Genomic DNA, 17340 nt, shown 5'->3' with positions numbered 1-17340 from the left:
CCTGGGCTCCGGTGGCCCATTCCAGTCGAGTTTGGGACATCAGGTGTCCCTTCCTGGGTTCCGGTGGCCCATTCCAGTCGAGTTTGGGACATCAGGTGTCCCTTCTCGGCGAAGGGCGCGACGAGGGGCACTGCGGGAATCGGGGCACCGGCCCCGGCGTTGCTCGGAGCGACCACACCCTCGGAAGGCCCACGATGTCCATGCAAGGCAACTGGCAGCTCATGCGTTCGCTGTCACGTGACGGAGACGTCGCATCCCAGCCCCTGCCGCCCGGCACCGGCGCGCGGGTCCTGGGCTATGCCCGCCCCTTCGCGAGAGTCCTCGTGGTCTTCCTCGTCATCGTCGCCCTGTCGGCCGTCGCCGTCGTGGCCACCCCGTTGCTCCTGAAGGAGATCATCGACCAAGGCGTCATCCCCCAGGACCGGGACCTCGTGGTGCGACTCGCCTTCGTCGTGGGTCTCGTGGCCGTCGCCGAGGCCCTGCTGACGCTGGTCCAGCGCTGGTACTCGGCTCGCATCGGGGAGGGGCTGATCTACAACCTCCGGACCGAGGTCTTCGCGCACGTCCTGCGCCAGCCCATGGGGTTCTTCACGCGGTCCCAGACCGGCGCGCTCGTCTCCCGTCTCAACGGCGACGTCATCGGCGCCCAGCAGGCGTTCACGACCGTGCTGTCCTCGGTCGTCAGCAATGCGCTGTCCCTCGTCCTCATCCTGGGGGCCATGGTCAGCCTCAGCTGGCAGCTGACCCTGTCCTCGCTCGTGCTGCTGCCGTTCTTCCTCATCCCCGCCCGGCTCATGGGTCGGAAGCTCGCCGGAGTCACCCGCGAGCAGATGAACCTCAACGCGGACATGGGGTCACGGATGACGGAGCGCTTCAACGTCGGGGGAGCCCTGCTCGTCAAACTCTTCGGCGATCGGCAGCGGGAGGTCGCGGAGTACGGCGAGCGGGCCGCGCGGGTGCGCGACGTCGGGGTGACGCTCGCCGTCAACCGCGCCGTCTTCATGGTCGCCCTGTCCCTCGTGGCCTCCATCGCGACGGCCCTCGTCTACGGCTTCGGCGGCCTCATGGCCGTCGATGCCCAGCTGAGCGTGGGCACGCTCCTGGCACTCGCGGCCCTGCTCGGCCGGCTCTACGGGCCCCTGACCGCCATCTCCAACGTCCGGGTGGACGTCATGACGGCGCTCGTCTCCTTCTCCCGCATCTTCGAGGTGCTCGACCTCGAGCCGACCGTCGTCGAGGCGCCGGACGCACGCCCGCTACCGGCCGGGTCCCTTGACGTCGAGTTCGACCACGTCTCCTTCCGCTACCCGTCGGCCGACGAGGTGTCGCTCGCCTCCCTCGAGAGCACGGCGACCGGAGACCGCACCGTCAGTTCCGACACCCTCACCGATGTCAGCTTCCGGATCCCCGCCGGCGCGATGGTGGCGCTGGTCGGTCCCAGCGGCGCGGGGAAGACGACGATCACCACGCTCGTCGCCCGGCTGCACGACCCCACCAGCGGCACCGTCCGGATCGGCGGGCTGCCCCTGACCGAGGCCACGGACGCGTCCCTGCACGACTCCGTCGGCGTCGTCACCCAGGACGCGCATCTCTTCCACGACACGATCCGGGAGAACCTGCGCTATGCGCGCCCCGAGGCGAGCGAGCAGGAGATGCGCACCGCCCTGGCGGCGGCGCAGATCCTCGAGGTCGTGGACAGTCTCCCGGCGGGCCTGGACACGGTCGTCGGCGAACGCGGGCATCGGCTGTCCGGTGGAGAGAAGCAGCGGATCGCGATTGCCCGTCTGCTGCTCAAGGGCCCGGGTGTGGTCGTGCTTGACGAGGCGACGGCGCACCTCGACAGCGAGTCCGAGGCCGCCGTCCAGCGCGCGCTCGAGACCGCCCTCTGCGGCCGAACCGCGCTCGTGATCGCCCACCGACTCTCGACCATCCGGGCAGCCGACCTCATCCTCGTCGTCGAGGCCGGCCGGATCGTCGAGCGGGGCACCCACGAGGAACTCCTGGCCGCGGGTGGCCTCTACCGCGAGCTCCATCGCACGCAGTACGCCGAGCCCGCCGCGGCCGACGTCTGAGCCGTCGGGCTCAGTCGTCCTCCTCGTCCCAGATCCTGACCTTGCGTTCCCGGGCTGGGCGGCCGGAGGTTTGGCCCTCCTGCAGTTCGCGCCGCAGCCCCAGGAGCACGAGGACGAAACCGGCCGGCATGGTGCCCCACCACTGGATGGCGTAGGCCATGTGGGGACCCGTCCCGGTGTCCGGCTCCTCGAGGGCCTGCGGTCGTGCCGGGGTGGCCCCGTCATGGTTGCTCTCGCCCTCGAGGACGAGGTAGCCGCCCAGCAGGGACGTCCCCGCGGCACGCTCGGCCTCGCCGATATTGATGCTCGCCAGCTGTCCTTGCGGCATGTCGCGGTGCAGCGACACCTCGCCCTGTCGGAGCCATCCGGTGAGGTCGATGGAACCCGCGGGCACGGCCGGCACCTCGGGCGTGACGTCAGCCCCCTCGGGGGAGTTGGCGACCCACCCGCGGTCGACGAGGACGGTACCCCCATCATCGAGCGTGAAGGGGATCAGCACCTCATAGCCGTAGGTCCCGTCCCACGGCCGGTTCCGGACGAGCACCTGCTCGTCGGCGACGTACTGGCCCGTGGCGCTCACCCGGGTCCATTCGTCGGCGAGTGGGAGTGGGGCGTCGGTCAGGACGCTCGTCAGCGGCACGGCGGGCGCCGCGTAGTGAGCCTCGATGCGGTCCGCGCGGGCCGCCTTCGTCTCGTAGCGGCCCCACTGCCAGCCGCCGAGGTACCAGGCGGCCACGGCGAAGAGGATTGCGGCGGCGAGGGCGAGGAGCCAACGCCGCGTGAGCAGGAGGCGAAGGCCGGCACCCAGACCGGCCCCTCCACTGACCCGCTCGCCGGCCCCCCGCTCGGCCACGGTCGGCGGAGTCATCCGGCGTCGGCGGGAATCTCACCGACGGGACACGTGTCCCGCAGGAAGCCCCGGACGTCGAGGAAGTCCGACAACGACACCGTGTGCTGCTCGCAGGCCAACCAGACCTTGCGACGTTCCGGCGTGTGCAGCTTCGGGTTGTTCCACAGCAGCGCGCTCGTGGCCGCGGCTCGGCACCCCTTCGCGCTGCACACCGTCCGCTCGGCCGGTTCAGCGCCCGTTCCCAGAATCACGCGGGGCCACGCTCCAGCCGGGCACGGTCCTCGGGGTTGGTGAACCTGCCCGTCGTGTCGCCACCCACGGGTCGGACGGCGTTGGCCGCGACGACCGCGATGTATGGCAGGACCACGGCGGCCGCGGCGAAGGTCCACCGGAGCCAGCCGTCCAGCGCGACGGCCAGGATGAAGCAGACGGTGCGGATGGCCATGGTGATGAGATAGCGCCGGGTTCGTGCGGCCTGCTCCTCGCGAGCCGTCCTCGGGGCGGTGGTCACGGACGGGACGGGCTGGGGCTCTGGCACGCCTCCACGATACGCCGGGCCCCCGAATGCCCCGCCGTCCGCCCGGTGTCGCGGGCGCTCCCTACCGCTCGGTAGTGGACTAGCGTCGGACCTCGGCACGGAGCTGACCGGGCCGTCTTGAGGCAGCAGAGGAGCAGCATGGGTCAGGCACGGAACGTCCTCGTCACCGGGGGCAACCGGGGCATCGGGCTCGCCATCGCGCGAGCCTTCGTCGAGGCGGGCGACAACGTCCTCATCACGCACCGCTCGAGCGAGCCACCGGAGGGCCTCGCCGGCGTCCTCTGCGACGTGACCGACACCGCCTCCGTCGACGCCGCCTTCACCCAGGCGCAGGAGCACTTCGGCGGTCCCGTCCAGGTGCTCGTCGCGAATGCCGGCATCACCAAGGACACCCTGTTGATGCGCATGTCCGACGACGACTTCGACGCCGTCATCGACACCAACCTCGCCGGCGCCTTCCGTTGTGCCCGCCGCGCGAGCACCGGCATGATTCGGGCCCGCGGCGGCCGGATCATCTTCATCTCCAGCGTCGTCGGCCTCTACGGGTCTCCGGGACAGACGAACTACGCCGCCAGCAAGTCCGGCCTCATCGGCCTCGCCCGCTCGATCACCCGTGAGCTCGGCGGCCGCGGCATCACCGCGAACGTCGTGGCCCCCGGCTTCATCGACACGGAGATGACTCAGGCGCTGCCCGAGGCGACCCGCGAGCAGTACCTCGCCGCCATCCCCGCCGGCCGCTTCGCGACGACCGACGAGGTGACCGGCGCGGTCACGTTCCTCGCGTCCGACGCGGCGGCCTACATCTCCGGTGCCGTCATTCCCGTCGACGGCGGCCTCGGGATGGGCCACTGATGACCACCGACCAGACCACCGACCCGACCTCTCAGGCAGGCCCCTCCATGCTGCACGGCAAGCGCATCCTCGTCACCGGAGTCCTCACCGAGTCCTCCATCGCCTTCCACGTCGCTCGGCTCGCACAGGAGCAGGGCGCCCAGGTGGTGCTGACCTCCTTTGGACGGACGATGAAGATCACCCAGATGATCGCCAAGCGGCTGCCGCAGCCGGCACCGGTCATCGAGCTGGACGTCGCGGACCAGGGTCACCTCGACTCGCTCGCCGAGCGCCTGCGCGAGCACGTCGACGGACTGGACGGGGTCCTGCACTCCATCGGTTTCGCCCCCGCGGGCGCCTTCACCTTCCTCGAGGGCTCGTGGGAGGACGTGGCCACCGCGATGCAGGTCAGCGCCTACTCGCTCAAGGCGCTCGCCGTGGCGACCGAGCCGCTCATGGCGCCGGGATCGGCCATCGTCGGCCTGACCTTCGACGCCAAGTTCGCGTGGCCCGTGTACGACTGGATGGGGGTGACGAAGGCGGCCTTCGAGGCCACCAACCGCTACGTCGCCCGCGACCTGGGGCCGAAGGGGATCCGCGCGAACCTCGTCGCCGCCGGCCCGATCCGCACGACCGCGGCCAAGAGCATCCCGGGCTTCGAGCAGTTCGAGGAGACCTGGGACCAGCGGGCGCCGCTGGGCTGGGACGTCAACGACGCGGTGCCCGCGGCAAAGGCGTGCGTTGCTCTCCTGTCCGACTGGTTCCCTGCCACGACGGGCGAGATCGTCCACGTCGACGGCGGCGTCCACGCCATGGGGCAGTAGACCGTTCACTAGGCTTCCGCGCATGACCAGCGCTCCCGCCACCGTCGCGCCCGTCTCCGTCGTCGAGGTCCGGGTCCTCGAGGGACCCAATCTCTACTTTCCCAGGGCGGCACTCAAGACCACCGTGCGGCTGCCGGGATACCTCGATCTCGAGACGGCAACCCTGCGGGCCATCGCGGCCCGGGTCGGCGTTCGACGGGGACGTCCCGGCGAACCCGGCACGGAGCAGCGTCAGGTCTACCTGGGACGGGTCGTCGAGCGTGCCGTCCGCCTGCTGGCGGCGGAGGCCGGCACCCAGCGGCTCGGGGTGCGCACCCGCCCCGGTCGGACCCTCGACGAGGTCGTCGTCGCTTACGTCATGCGCAGCCGCGGCCGGGCGCGCGTCCTCGGCCAGGTGCTCGAGACCCTCCTGACGGCATGGCTCGCTGGGGACGACGGCGCCGAGGTCCTGCCAGAGTTGGCCACCCGCCTGCGGAACGAGGACGCGGGCGAGCCACTGCGCACGCTGCGGCCCACTGTGCCCGTGGCCTCGGTCACCGGCACCAACGGCAAGACGACCACGACGCGCCTGCTCGCGCACATCAGCATGACCGCGGGGCGCCGGACGGGCTGGAGCTCGACCGACGGCGTCGTCATCCAGGGCAAGGTCGTCGAGCCGGGCGACTACTCCGGTCCCGGCGGGGCCCGCGCCGTGCTGTCGACCGAGGGCATCGAGGTCGGCATCCTCGAGACGGCTCGCGGGGGACTGCTCCTGCGCGGCATGGGCGTCAGCCGCAACGACGTCTCCGTCGTCACCAACGTCACCGCCGACCACCTCGGGGTCGACGGCGTCGACACCCTGGACCAGCTCGCAGAGGTGAAGGCGATCGTCACCTCCGTGACTCGGCCCGACGGGTGGGCCGTGCTCAACGGCGACGACCCGCGCGTGTGGGCCATGCGGAACCGCACCCGGGCCCACCCGTGGGCCTTCTCCCTCGACCCCAACGCTCCGGCCCTGCGTGAGTCCCTGGCCGTGGACGGCCGTGGCATCACCGTCCTCGACGGCCAGGTCGCCGTCCTGCACCCGGACGGCAACATCGACCGACTCGTCGCACTCGACGACGTCCCCGCCACCCTGAGCGGCCTCTCCAAGCACAATGTCGCCAACGTCCTCGCCGGCGCCGCCGCCGCACTCGGGCTCGGCTTCACCCGCGAGGAGGTCATCGCGGGGCTGACCACTTTCCTCCCGGACGACCGGCTCAACCCGGGCCGGATGAACATCTACACCGTGCGCCTCGGTGACGCTGCCCTGACGGTGGTCGTCGACATGGCGCACAACGAGGCTGGCCTCGAGGCCCTCCTCGACGTCTCCCGCGGCCTACGCGCCCCGGGCGGGCGCCTGCTGCTCGCCCTGGGCACCGGGGGCGACCGGACGGACGACATCCTCGAGTCCCTCGGGGAGATGGCGGGACGCGCCGCCGATCACATCGTCATCACCCACAAGCGGCACTACCAGCGCGGCCGCTCCTACGCCGAGTTCGAGGAGCACTACCACCGCGGCCTCGCGCGGGCCGGCGTCGGGGACGTGCCCGTCGCCCCCGGCGAGGTCGAGGCACTCGCGCTGCTGGCCGAGGGTGCCGTCGACGGCGACGTCATCGCCGTCATGTGTCACGAGGAGCGGGGCGCCGTCCGCGACTGGATCACCGCCCACGGCGGCACGCCGGACTCCCCGGCGATGATCCGCACGAAGGTGACCACGGCCCGCGGGGAGCACCCGCTCGACGCGGAGTTCGCGCGGCTGGCGACGCTCGATCCGGACGCCTCGCTCAGCGGGGCCGCAGCCCTGCTCGCGGAGCGACCCGGCGATCCGCGGGTCCTCTTCGAGGTGGCCAGCGCCATGGCTCGTCTCGGACGCACCACCGACGCCATCGCTCAGCACGAGCGCGCCCTGGCGGCCGGCCTGCGCGAGCCCCACCGTCACCGCTCGCAGATCCAGCTCGCGTCCGCGCTGCGCAGCGTCGGTGAGATCGATCGTTCGCGCGCACTCCTGGAGGCGCTGGCGGCGGATCGCTCCGAGAGCGCCGCCGTGATCGCCTTCCTCGCTCTCGATGATCTGGCCTCGGACAAGGCGAACCGCGCCGTGGGCCGGCTGCTGGAGGCCCTGCTGGCGCGCTCGACCGACGAGGACACCCAGACCTACCGGGCCGACCTGCACCGGATCGCGGCCGACCTCCTCATCGACTGAGCGGAGCGGTCAGGCCTGTCTTGTCAGCGCCTGACCGCTCAGCGCGTGCGGGGTGAGCGGTCAGGCGTCAGATCTGCTCGCCGGGGCGGGCCGCCTCGTCGCCCGAGACGGTCGCCTCCTGCTGGAGGACGACCGGGTCGAGGTCGGGGTCGCCGAGGCTCTCCTCGGGCACTCGTGCGCCGGCCTGGGCCGAGTTGGTGATCGCCTCGAGCTCGGCGACGACCTCGCCCCGCTGGTCGACGGACAGCACGACGATGTCGCCCGGATTGGACCGCGCGAGGCAGTTGCGCACAGCGTCGACCTCGTTGAGGACGATGTCGACGGCGCGGCAGCGACCTTCGCCGGCGTCCATGACGGCGCGAGCCCCCGCGGCGACGAGGGCAGCGGACTCGCCGGCCGGACGGCCACGCAGCCGTCGGTCCTCGCGCACGACGAGCACGTCGAAGTGCTGGGCCGCCACGGCACCGAGCTCGCGGAGGTCCTCGTCGCGACGGTCGCCCGCCGTACCGATCATGGCGATCCGGCTGATCCGCCCCAGCTCCGACTGGCTGGCCTTGGCCGCCGCGTAGCGGTCGACGAACTCGCCGACCACCTTCATGCCGGCGGCGTTGTGCGCGTAGTCGACGAACACCTCGACGTTGTTCACGTTGATGAGGTTCATGCGGCCGGGGGAGAGGTAGTAGTTGGGCGTGAAGGTCCGCAGACCCTGGCGGATCTCGTGCAGGCCGACACCGGCGGCGAAGGCGGCACCGGCTGCGGCCATCGCGTTGGCGACGTTGAAGGCTGCCGTGCCGCCGAAGGTCGCCGGCAGCAGGTGCGTCCACGCGAGCTGCATCGAGCGGCGCCCGTGCCGGATGACGATCATGTCGCCCTTGTCGGTGTGCTCGAGCACGACGGCCCGGCCGCCGCGGCGGCAGCGCTCTTCGATGAAACGGCGCTCGGGGCTGTCCGCGCCCTTGAGGGAGAACCAGACGATGGATCCCGAGCAGCGACGCCGCATCCTGCGCACCAGCGGGTCATCGGCGTTGAGGACGGCGAAACCGTCGCGCGGCACCGCCTCGACGACGACGGCCTTGACGTCGGCGAGCTGCTCGATCGTCTCGACCCCGGCCATCCCGAGGTGGTCGGGCGCGATGTTGGTGACGACGGCGACGTCGTTGCGGTCATAACCCAGGCCCTCGCGCAGGATGCCGCCGCGGGCGACCTCCATGACGGCGGCCTCGACACGCGGGTTCTGCAGCACCATGCGGGCGCTGCGCGGACCCGACGCGTCGGCCTTGATGACGAGCCGCTCGTCGATGACGACACCATCGGTGGAGGTCATCCCGACCTTCGTGCCCGCACCCTTGAGGATGTGGGCGATCATCCGGGACGTCGTCGTCTTGCCGTTGGTGCCGGTGACCGCGATGATCGGCACCCGCGAGGGCGCACCCGGCGGGAAGAGCAGGTCCACGACGGGCTTGGCGATGAACTGCGGCTCGCCCACCGTGGGGTGGGTGTGCATCCGGAAGCCCGGGGCGGCGTTGACCTCGCAGATGGCGCCGCCGGTCTCGCGCACGGGCGCGGCGATGTCGGGGCAGATGAAGTCGATGCCGGCGACGTCGAGACCGATCATCCGGGCGGCCTCCTCCGCGATCTCGACATTGTCCGGGTGCGCGTCGAAGGTGCGGTCGACCGAGATGCCGCCGGTCGACATGTTGCCGGTGAGGGCGAGCTTGACCATCCGGCCGGCCTCCGGCACCGCGTCGAGCTCCAGGCCCTGGTTGCGGACGAGCTCGATCGCGGCGTCATCGACGGTGATCTTCGTCAGCACCTTCTCGTGGCCGACGCCGCGGCGCGGGTCGCTGTTGGTGATCTCGACGAGTTCCGCGACGGTGTGCTCCCCGTCGCCCACGACGTGCGCTGGCACCCGCTCGGCGATCGCCACCATCCGGCCCCCGACGATGAGGCACCGGTAGTCGCGACCGGTGACGAAGGACTCGACGATGAGCCAGCCGCGGCGGGACTGCTCGCTCGCGACGGGAAAGGCCTGACGGACATCGTCGTCGGTGCGCAGGTCGAGGCACACGCCGCGACCGTGGTTGCCGTCGAGCGGCTTGAGCACGACGGGGTAGCCGATCGTGTTCGCGGCCGCCACGGCGTCGTCCTCGGTGCGCACCGTCTCCTGCTGCGGCACCGGGAGCCCGGCCGAGCCGAGGAGCTTGCCGGTCATGTCCTTGTCACCGGCGAGGTCGACGGCCAGCGCGCCGGTGCGGGAGGTCATGGTCGCGCGGATGCGCTGCGCGTGCACGCCCTGCCCGAGCTGCACGAAGGAAGCCTTGTTGAGGCGGATGTAGGGGATGTCGCGGGACACGGCCTCCTCGAGGATGGCCGCCGTCGATGGCCCGAAGGAGGCGCGCTCGGCGCGACGCAGGAAGAGGTCGAGTTCGTCGCCGAAGACGAAGCCGGGCTCCGCCTGCACGAGGTGGTTCAGCAGCCGCACCGAGAGCTCGCCGGCCGCGATGCCGACCGTCTCGTCGGTGTAGCCGTAGATGACGTTGTAGCGGCCCTCGACGCCGGGGACCTGACGCGTCTTGCCGCGGCGCTGGTCGTGGCCTGCGAGTCGCTGGAGCTCCAGCGCCACGTGCTCGGCGACGTGTCCGAGCCAGGTGCCCTCGCGGAGCCGCTCGACGAAGCCGCCCGGGACGCCGCGGCTGCACGTGTGCTCCCCGAGACCGGGGAGCAGGTCGATGAGACCGTCGGTGAGGCCGGGGAGCGTGTCCGTCGGGTACCCCTCGAGGACGCCGAGGTCGACGACCAGGTGGATCGCCGGCGCATACGACCAGATGTTCCCACCCCGATAGATGCGCTGTCGCACGATCCGCAGCTCGGGCGCGGCCGGGCCGGTGGGGACGGGACGCTGATCGGTCGTCACGGGGGACTCCTCGGGTGTGGGACGGAATGCGTCGGGCGAGTTGGGGCGGGTGGAGCGACGGGGGGGGTCAGGACCGTGCGGCGGTCAGGCTGACGGCGATGTCGGGGTGCTTCTCGACGAAGTCGGTCAGCGTGAGCGTCTCCAGGTCGAAGGTCGCTCCCGCGGGGAGCGAGTGCACGACGGCACCGGAGACGAGCAGGGGAGCGCCCGACCGGGCGTCCGGTGCGTCCGTGACGGCGCTGCGTTCGTCGATGACGAAGACGACGCCGCGGCCGTGGACGACCGCCTCGCGGGCGTCGGTGACCTCGAGGGCCGTGTCCTCGTCGATGCCGATCCCCACGAGGTTCGGGGACCCGGCGATGATCGACATCAGGCGGCCATAGCGCGAGCGCTGCCCGAAGTGCTGGTCGATGACGAAGCCCTCGAGGAGCGACAGCCCATGGCTCAGCTGGCTCGAGTGCTGGCGGGGCGTGACGCCCTCATCGCCGAGGGAGATCATGAACTGGCTCATGATCGATGCCCCGGCCGACGTGCCACCGACCACGGCCCCGCGGTCGTGCGCGCGGTGCAGGGCCTCACCCAACGGCGTGCCCGGCAGGTACTGGCTGAGTTTGAGCTGCGAGCCACCGCTCATGAAGACACCGGTGGCGTCGTCGATCCGGCGGACCGCCTCCGGGTCCGACGCCTCGCGTCGGTTGGCCGGGTTCACGACCTCGATCTGCGAGCAGCCCAGCCGCATGAAGACCTCGGTGTAGGCCTCGACGACCTCGTCCTGGAAGGACGATGCGGTCGGGATGATGACGATCCGGGACCGCCGGCCCCCGGCGATCCGCACGAAGCGGCGCAGGACCGTGGCGCGGCCGACCCGGTCCTCCGCGCCGCCGATGATGAAGAGCTTGCGGGGTGGGGAGGTGGTCTCGCTGGCCATTGCGCAAGCGTAGTGCGCCAAGGGCGCCCGGTCGCTCAGGTGCTCAGGTGTGCCGCCCCGTGTCCGGTTCCTGGTGTCGGGGTGGAGGGTGTCGCGGCGCTCCCTCAGTCGCCCTCTGCGAGGACGAAGGCGGACCGCGGGATCCCGACGAGGTGCAGGGCGGCATCGAGCCGACCGACGGTGAGCGAGGCATCGGCCCGCGCGCGCAGGGCCGGCTTCGCGTTGAAGGCGACGCCCAGCCCGGCCAGATCGAGCATGTCGAGGTCGTTGGCCCCGTCGCCGATGGCCAGGGACGTCTCCAGGGGGAGGCCCGAGGCGAGCGCGAACTCCCTCAGCGCGACGGCCTTCGCCGCCCGGTCGATGACGGCACCGAGCACCTTCCCGGTCAGGCGACCGTCCACGATCTCGAGGCGGTTCGCGCGCACGTGGTCGACGCCGAGGCCGGCTGCCAGCGGGGCCACGATCTCCTCGAAACCTCCGGAGACGAGCGCGACGGAGCCACCGAGTTCCTTGACGGTGCGGACGAGGGTCGCGGCGCCGGGAGTGACCCGCACCGCGTCGCGGACGTCGTCGAGCACGTCCGCGGACAGGCCGGCGAGCGTGGCGACACGGGCGTGCAGGCTCTGGGCGAAGTCGAGCTCGCCGCGCATGGCCGCCTCCGTCACGGCCGCCACCTCATCCCGAGTGCCGGCGTGCTCGGCGATGAGTTCGATGACCTCGTCGCGGATGAAGGTGGAGTCGACGTCCATGACGACCAGTCGCGCGGACAGGCCGCACAGTGCCGTCGGGACGACGGCGATGTCGATGCCGTGCTCGACGGCCACGGGGGCCACCTGTGCGCGCAGCTCCCCGATGCCTCGTGAGGTGTCGGAGGCGGTGGCGCGCACAACGATCGCAGCGACGGGGGAGTGGGAGGTCACCTCCGCGGGGGCGACCGTCAGGCCGGCCCCCTCGAGCACCGCGCCGACGGCACGCACGGCCGAGTCGGGGACGGAGTCACCCACGAGGGTGATCGTGACGTCGGCTGCGGGGGCAGGACTGGAGTCGTTGGACACGGGCCGCACCCTATGCGGATCAGCCTTGCGGCACTGCGGCGTCCGGGGACTGGCGACGCACGTCGTCACGCCAGTCGAGGAGCTCCCGCAGCGGCCCCAGGTCGTGGTCCGGGCCGCCCACTCCATAGGTGAGAAGGGTGACCCCGGCGCGGCGCAGTTCCTCGGCGCTGCTCGCGTAGTCGTCGACGTCCTCGGGCAACCGGCCCGGGCGAGCCGACACCCCCGCGGACCACTCGATCTCGGCCGGGTCGCGGCCGACCTTCGCGCACCAGTCCCTGAGCACCCCACCCTTGTGGGTGATGGTCTCGGCGTCGCCGAAGGTGTGCCAGACGTCGGCGTGCTCCGCGACGATCCGCAGCGTCTTCTTCTCACCACCACCGCCGATGAGGACGGGGATGGGGCGGGTCGGAGGCGGGTTGAGTTGGGCCCATCGCGAGCGAATCAGCGGCAGGTCACGGTCGAGGGCGTCGAGCCGGGTGCCGGCGCGGCCGAACTCGTAGCCGTACTCCTCGTAGTCGCGCTCGAACCATCCCGAGCCGATGCCGAGGATGAGGCGGCCGTCGGAGATGTGGTCCACGGTCCGCGCCATGTCGGCCAGGAGGTGGGGGTTCCGATAACTGTTGCAGGTGACGAGGGCGCCGATCTCGACCCGCGCGGTCGCCTCGGCCATGGCGGCCAGCAGCGTCCAACACTCGAAGTGCTTGCCGTCCGGATCTCCGTACAGCGGGAAGAAGTGGTCCCACGTGAAGATGACGTCCGCGCCCAGCTCCTCTGCCTGCGCCACGGCGCGGCGCAGGTCGGCGTACTCCGCATGCTGCGGTTGGATCTGCACCCCGACGCGGACCGGGAAGCCGGACTGCTCGGAGTCGGTCACGCGATGACCTGGCCCTTGCCGATGACGGTCAGGCCCGACTCGGTGACGACGAAGCCGCGAGCGAGGTCCTCCTCACGGTCGTAGCCGATGGACGTCCCCTCGGGCACGACGACGTTCTTGTCGATGATCGCCCGGCGGATCCGGCAGTTGCGCTGCACCCGGACCCCGTCGAGCAGTACCGAGTCCTCGATGGTCGTGTAGCTGTGGACGTGCACCTGCGGCGACAGGATCGACCCGGTCACCCGGCCGCCGGAGATGACGACGCCGGGGGAGACGGCGCTGTTGAGCGCCTCGCCGAAGCGACCCTGGGAGCCGTGGACGAACTTGGCCGGAGGGAAGGGGCCGTAATCGGTGAGGATCGGCCAGTCGTAGTTGTAGAGGTTGAAGACGGGCACGATGGAGATGAGGTCCATGTGCGCGTCGTAGTAGGAGTCGAGGGTCCCGACGTCTCGCCAGTAGCCGGCGTCTCGTTCGGTCCGTCCCGGGACGAGGTTGTCCTTGAAGTCGTAGGCCCAGGCGGACCCGTCGGCCACGAAGGCGGGGACGATGTCGCCACCCATGTCGTGCTTGCTGCCCTCGGTCTCCTGGTCCCGGGTGACCGCGTCACGCAGGACCTCGGCGTCGAAGACGTAGTTGCCCATGGAGGCGAAGACCTCGTCGGGGGAGTCGGGTAGGCCCTGGGCGTCCGTCGGCTTTTCGCGGAAGGCGGAGATCCGGCGGGGGTCGTCGCCGTTGACCTCGATGACGCCGAACTGGTCGGCGAGCGAGCGCGGTTGTCGGATCGCGGCGACGGTGACCCCGGCCCCGGTCTCGATGTGCTGTTCGACCATCTGGGAGAAGTCCATACGGTAGACGTGGTCGGCCCCGACGACGACGACGTAGTCGGGGCGCTCGTCCTCGATGACGTTGAGCGACTGGTAGATCGCGTCGGCGGAGCCGAGGTACCAGTGCTTACCCATGCGCTGCTGCGCCGGGATCGGGGCCACGTAGTTGCCGAGCATGCTCGACATTCGCCACGTCTTCGTCACGTGCCGGTCGAGGCTGTGCGACTTGTACTGCGTCAGCACGACGACCTTGAGGTAGCCGGAGTTGACGACGTTGCTCAGTGCGAAGTCGATCAGTCGGTAGATGCCTCCGAAGGGGACCGCGGGCTTCGCGCGGTCAGCCGTCAGGGGCATGAGCCGCTTGCCCTCCCCACCCGCGAGGACGATGGCGAGGACCCGTGGACCGCCAGTTCGGAATGCCATGTCGCGATCCTAGGGTCAGGGCGCACATCGCGGGTAGATTCGCCGACGTGCGAGTCGACATCCTGAGCAAGGAGTACCCCCCGGCCGTCTACGGCGGAGCCGGCGTCCATGTGGCCGAGCTGGTGCGGGCCCTGCGCGCGCGCGGCGACATCGACGTGCAGGTCCGATGCTTCGGCGACGACCGTGGCGAGGCGGGGACCACCGCCTATCCCGATCCGGCCACGCTGAAGGGGGCCAACGCGGCGCTGACGACGATGGGCGTCGACCTCGCGATGGCCGACGACTGCGTGGGCGCCGACCTCGTCCACTCGCACACCTGGTACGCCAACTTCGCCGGGCACGTGGCCTCGCTGCTGACCGGCGCACCGCACGTCGTGTCGGCGCACAGCCTCGAGCCCCTGCGCCCGTGGAAGGCCGAACAGCTCGGCGGCGGCTACCGCGTGTCCTCCTTCATCGAACGCACCGCCTACGAGGCCGCCGCGGGCGTCATCGCCGTCAGCGCCGGCATGCGCGCGGACGTGCTGCGCTCCTATCCCTCGATCGACCCTGACCGGGTGCACGTCGTGCACAACGGCATCGACAGCCAGCTGTGGCAGCCCCGGACGGACCCCGACACGGTCCGCCGACTCGGCGTCGATCCGGACCGCCCGTCCGTGCTCTTCGTCGGCCGCATCACGCGCCAGAAGGGCCTGCCCTACCTGCTGCGCGCCGCAGCGGCCCTCCCGCCGGAGGTCCAGCTCGTGCTCTGCGCCGGGGCCCCGGACACTCCTGCCATCCAGGCCGAGGTCGAGGTCCTCATCGCCGACCTTCGTCGCACCCGTGACGGCGTCGTCTGGATCGCCGAGATGCTGCCGCGCGAGGACGTCGTCGCGCTGCTCAGTGCGGCCACGGTCTTCGCCTGCCCCTCGGTCTACGAGCCGCTGGGCATCGTCAACCTTGAGGCCATGGCCTGCGAGCTCGCCGTCGTCGCGACGGCCACCGGCGGCATCCCCGAGGTCGTCGTCGACGGAGAGACCGGCTGGCTCGTGCCGATCGAGCAGGTCGACGACGGCACCGGCACGCCGGTGGACGAGGACGTCTTCGTCGCCGATCTCGCGGCCGCCCTCAACGAGGCCGTGAGCGACCCCGAGCGGGCCCGCCGGCGCGGGCTCGCCGGACGGGCTCGTGCCGTCGAGCACTTCTCGTGGTCGAGCATCGGGGACCGGACCCTCGAGGTCTATCGCGCCGTCCTGGGCTGAGCACCGCCTCGGGCAGCGTGCCGGCCGGGTCGACGGTCGCTCAGCGCGCGGGCACCCACCCGGCGAGGGCCGCACTGGCCGCATTTGTCGCGTCCGCAAGGGTCCGTTCGGCGGCGCGGAGCAACCCGCGCAGCACGTCCTCGCGTTGCGCGGCGATGCTCGCGACGAGGGCACCGTCGGGCACCTCGAGGCCCAGTCGCGCCACGAGGGAGACCGTCGCGGCGACGTGGATGACCCGCTGCGCTCGCGGCGGGATCCCCGGCGGCAGTCCCCATCGGGCGCCGAACGCGTTGTCGGCCAGCTCGCGGGCCGCACCCGCGCCGAAGGGTTGCCCGCCGATGGCGTCGAGCACGGCCGTGTCGCGCTCGAGCCGCGTCCGCAGCTGGCGCTCCAACTCGCCCGCGTCGAGGGCCTCGACCCGGTGGCGCGGGACGGGCTGGGCGTCGTGGGCGTGCCACTCCAGGAGGGTTCCCGGCTCGAGCTCGCTGCCGAAGGTGCGCACGTCGGGCACGAGCAGCCCTCCCAGTCCCGGGGCCACGAGCGCCTCACCGGCCGCCACCGCCTCGTCGAGCGCCTCCGGGCTCGTCGCCGGGAGGCCGGTGATGTCGCCGGCCGCCGGGAGCGCGACGAGGAGTGCGCTCTCGCCGAACTCCCGCCAGGTCGCCAGTCGCTCGACGTCGCCGGTCACGACGTGCACGTCAGGAAGCGCGCGGGGGAGGATCTCCTCGATCGGCGTCCCGTCGGCCCAGGCGCGCGTCACCCAGAGGGCGACACGGACGGACGAAGGCAGCTCGGGCACCGCGACATCGTAGGCGGCCCTCCGAGTCGTCGCGGGTCCTGCCCCGGCTGCGGAGCCGGGTGAACTAGGGTGCCGGACATGAGCGACGTCCTAGCCTTTGCCGGGGTCAGCGTCGTCCGCGGTGACGCCACGCTGCTGTCCGAGATCGACTGGGAGGTCGAGGAGGGCCAGCGCTGGGTGGTGCTGGGCCCCAACGGAGCCGGCAAGACCACGCTGCTCCAACTCGCCGCCGGACGCATGCACCCCACGACCGGGGTGGCCGGTGTCCTGGGCGAGGTCCTGGGCGCCGTCGACGTCTTCGAGCTGCGGCCGCGCATCGGCCTCGCCAGTGCGGCGCTCGCCGAGCGGATCCCGCCCCGTGAGCGGGTCATCGACGTCGTCATGACGGCCTCCTACGGGGTCGTCGGCCGTTGGCACGAGTCCTACGAGGACATGGACGCCGGTCGCGCCGATGAACTGCTCGACGCCCTCGGCGCGGGTCATCTGCGCGAGCGGACCTACGGCACGTTGTCGGAGGGCGAGCGCAAGCGCGTCCAGATCGCGCGAGCCCTCATGACCGACCCGGAGCTCATGCTCCTCGACGAGCCCGCCGCCGGCCTCGACCTCGCGGGACGCGAGGACCTCGTGGCTCGGCTCGGTCGGATCGCGGAGGACCTCGAGGCCCCCGCCCTCGTCCTCGTCACGCATCACGTCGAGGAGATCCCGCCCCACTTCACCGACGTCCTGCTGATCCGGGACGGCGCCGTCGTGGCACAGGGTCCCATCGAGATCACGCTGACGGAGGAGAACCTGTCGGCCACCTTCGGGCTTGATCTCATCCTGGAACAGCACGGCCGCCGTTGGACTGCGCGCGCCCGCACGTCCGACGGCTGATCACGCGTCCCGCGCACCGACGGGGCCGGTCGCGTCATAGGCTCGGGGTGAGGGCGTTCGCCGTCACTGTGTG

Annotated in this window: 15 protein-coding genes; 6 read left to right on the top strand and 9 right to left on the bottom strand. The window is 71.4% G+C overall.

The window, feature by feature from the left end; translation table 11 throughout:
* Positions 1-194 precede the first annotated feature (194 nt).
* The gene (locus tag ACQBAS_RS06485; protein WP_427385534.1) at positions 195-2072 is read left to right on the top strand and encodes an ABC transporter ATP-binding protein; all 1878 of its coding nucleotides are present in this window, start codon (positions 195-197) and stop codon (positions 2070-2072) included.
* A gap of 10 nt (positions 2073-2082) precedes the next feature.
* Here the strand turns inward: ACQBAS_RS06485 and ACQBAS_RS06480 are convergent, their stop codons facing one another.
* The 3 genes from ACQBAS_RS06480 to ACQBAS_RS06470 are packed head-to-tail and all read right to left on the bottom strand — an operon-like array spanning position 2083 to position 3460.
* Entirely contained in the window at positions 2083-2940 is an 858-nt protein-coding gene (locus tag ACQBAS_RS06480; RefSeq protein WP_427385533.1) for an SURF1 family protein, read from the bottom strand.
* Entirely contained in the window at positions 2937-3173 is a 237-nt protein-coding gene (locus ACQBAS_RS06475) for a hypothetical protein (RefSeq protein WP_427385532.1), read from the bottom strand. The genes ACQBAS_RS06480 and ACQBAS_RS06475 overlap by 4 nt, the downstream gene beginning before the upstream one ends.
* Positions 3170-3460, bottom strand: a complete 291-nt coding sequence (locus tag ACQBAS_RS06470) for a DUF3099 domain-containing protein (protein ID WP_427385531.1) — start codon at positions 3458-3460, stop codon at positions 3170-3172. Before ACQBAS_RS06470 ends, ACQBAS_RS06475 begins: the two co-directional genes overlap by 4 nt.
* 138 nt (positions 3461-3598) lie before the next feature.
* Between ACQBAS_RS06470 and fabG the strand changes: the two genes are divergently transcribed.
* From fabG to ACQBAS_RS06455, 3 genes are read left to right on the top strand one after another with little or no spacing between them, the layout of a single operon-like run.
* Positions 3599-4312: a 3-oxoacyl-ACP reductase FabG gene (fabG, locus tag ACQBAS_RS06465; protein WP_427385530.1), complete on the top strand. Its 714-nt coding sequence runs from the start codon at positions 3599-3601 to the stop codon at positions 4310-4312.
* Complete coding sequence (gene fabI / locus ACQBAS_RS06460) at positions 4312-5115, top strand: enoyl-ACP reductase FabI (protein WP_427385529.1); 804 nt, start codon at positions 4312-4314, stop codon at positions 5113-5115. The genes fabG and fabI overlap by 1 nt, the downstream gene beginning before the upstream one ends.
* Before the next feature lie 22 nt (positions 5116-5137).
* Positions 5138-7339, top strand: coding sequence for a tetratricopeptide repeat protein (locus ACQBAS_RS06455; protein ID WP_427385528.1), 2202 nt, complete (start codon positions 5138-5140; stop codon positions 7337-7339).
* Positions 7340-7406: 67 nt separating this feature from the next.
* Here ACQBAS_RS06455 and cphA read toward each other — a convergent pair whose 3' ends face one another.
* The 5 genes from cphA to glgC form a co-directional block, all read right to left on the bottom strand.
* On the bottom strand, positions 7407-10253 hold the full coding sequence (gene cphA, locus ACQBAS_RS06450; protein WP_427385527.1) for a cyanophycin synthetase: 2847 nt from the start codon (positions 10251-10253) through the stop codon (positions 7407-7409).
* Positions 10254-10320: 67 nt separating this feature from the next.
* Positions 10321-11181: a cyanophycinase gene (locus tag ACQBAS_RS06445; protein WP_427385526.1), complete on the bottom strand. Its 861-nt coding sequence runs from the start codon at positions 11179-11181 to the stop codon at positions 10321-10323.
* Between the two features lie 104 nt (positions 11182-11285).
* Complete coding sequence (serB, locus tag ACQBAS_RS06440) at positions 11286-12236, bottom strand: phosphoserine phosphatase SerB (RefSeq protein ID WP_427385525.1); 951 nt, start codon at positions 12234-12236, stop codon at positions 11286-11288.
* 19 nt (positions 12237-12255) lie between these two features.
* A complete protein-coding gene (locus tag ACQBAS_RS06435; protein WP_427385524.1) occupies positions 12256-13110 on the bottom strand; it encodes an LLM class F420-dependent oxidoreductase in 855 nt (284 codons plus the stop codon).
* Positions 13107-14357: a glucose-1-phosphate adenylyltransferase gene (gene glgC / locus ACQBAS_RS06430; RefSeq protein WP_427385523.1), complete on the bottom strand. Its 1251-nt coding sequence runs from the start codon at positions 14355-14357 to the stop codon at positions 13107-13109. Before glgC ends, ACQBAS_RS06435 begins: the two co-directional genes overlap by 4 nt.
* 47 nt (positions 14358-14404) lie before the next feature.
* On the opposite strand from glgC, the gene glgA reads away from it, so the two are divergent.
* Positions 14405-15595: a glycogen synthase gene (gene glgA, locus ACQBAS_RS06425; RefSeq protein WP_427385522.1), complete on the top strand. Its 1191-nt coding sequence runs from the start codon at positions 14405-14407 to the stop codon at positions 15593-15595.
* Positions 15596-15635: 40 nt separating this feature from the next.
* On the opposite strand, the gene ACQBAS_RS06420 is transcribed toward glgA, so the two are convergent.
* On the bottom strand, positions 15636-16394 hold the full coding sequence (locus ACQBAS_RS06420; protein WP_427385521.1) for a hypothetical protein: 759 nt from the start codon (positions 16392-16394) through the stop codon (positions 15636-15638).
* Positions 16395-16472: 78 nt separating this feature from the next.
* Here ACQBAS_RS06420 and ACQBAS_RS06415 point away from each other — a divergent pair, with 78 nt between their 5' ends.
* Positions 16473-17267, top strand: coding sequence for an ABC transporter ATP-binding protein (locus tag ACQBAS_RS06415; RefSeq protein ID WP_427385520.1), 795 nt, complete (start codon positions 16473-16475; stop codon positions 17265-17267).
* The last annotated feature ends 73 nt before the right edge of the window (positions 17268-17340 follow it).

This window comes from Janibacter zhaoxuefangae (assembly GCF_050271985.1).
Classification (GTDB): domain Bacteria; phylum Actinomycetota; class Actinomycetes; order Actinomycetales; family Dermatophilaceae.
This window is presented reverse-complemented; position numbering and strand designations above follow the sequence as displayed.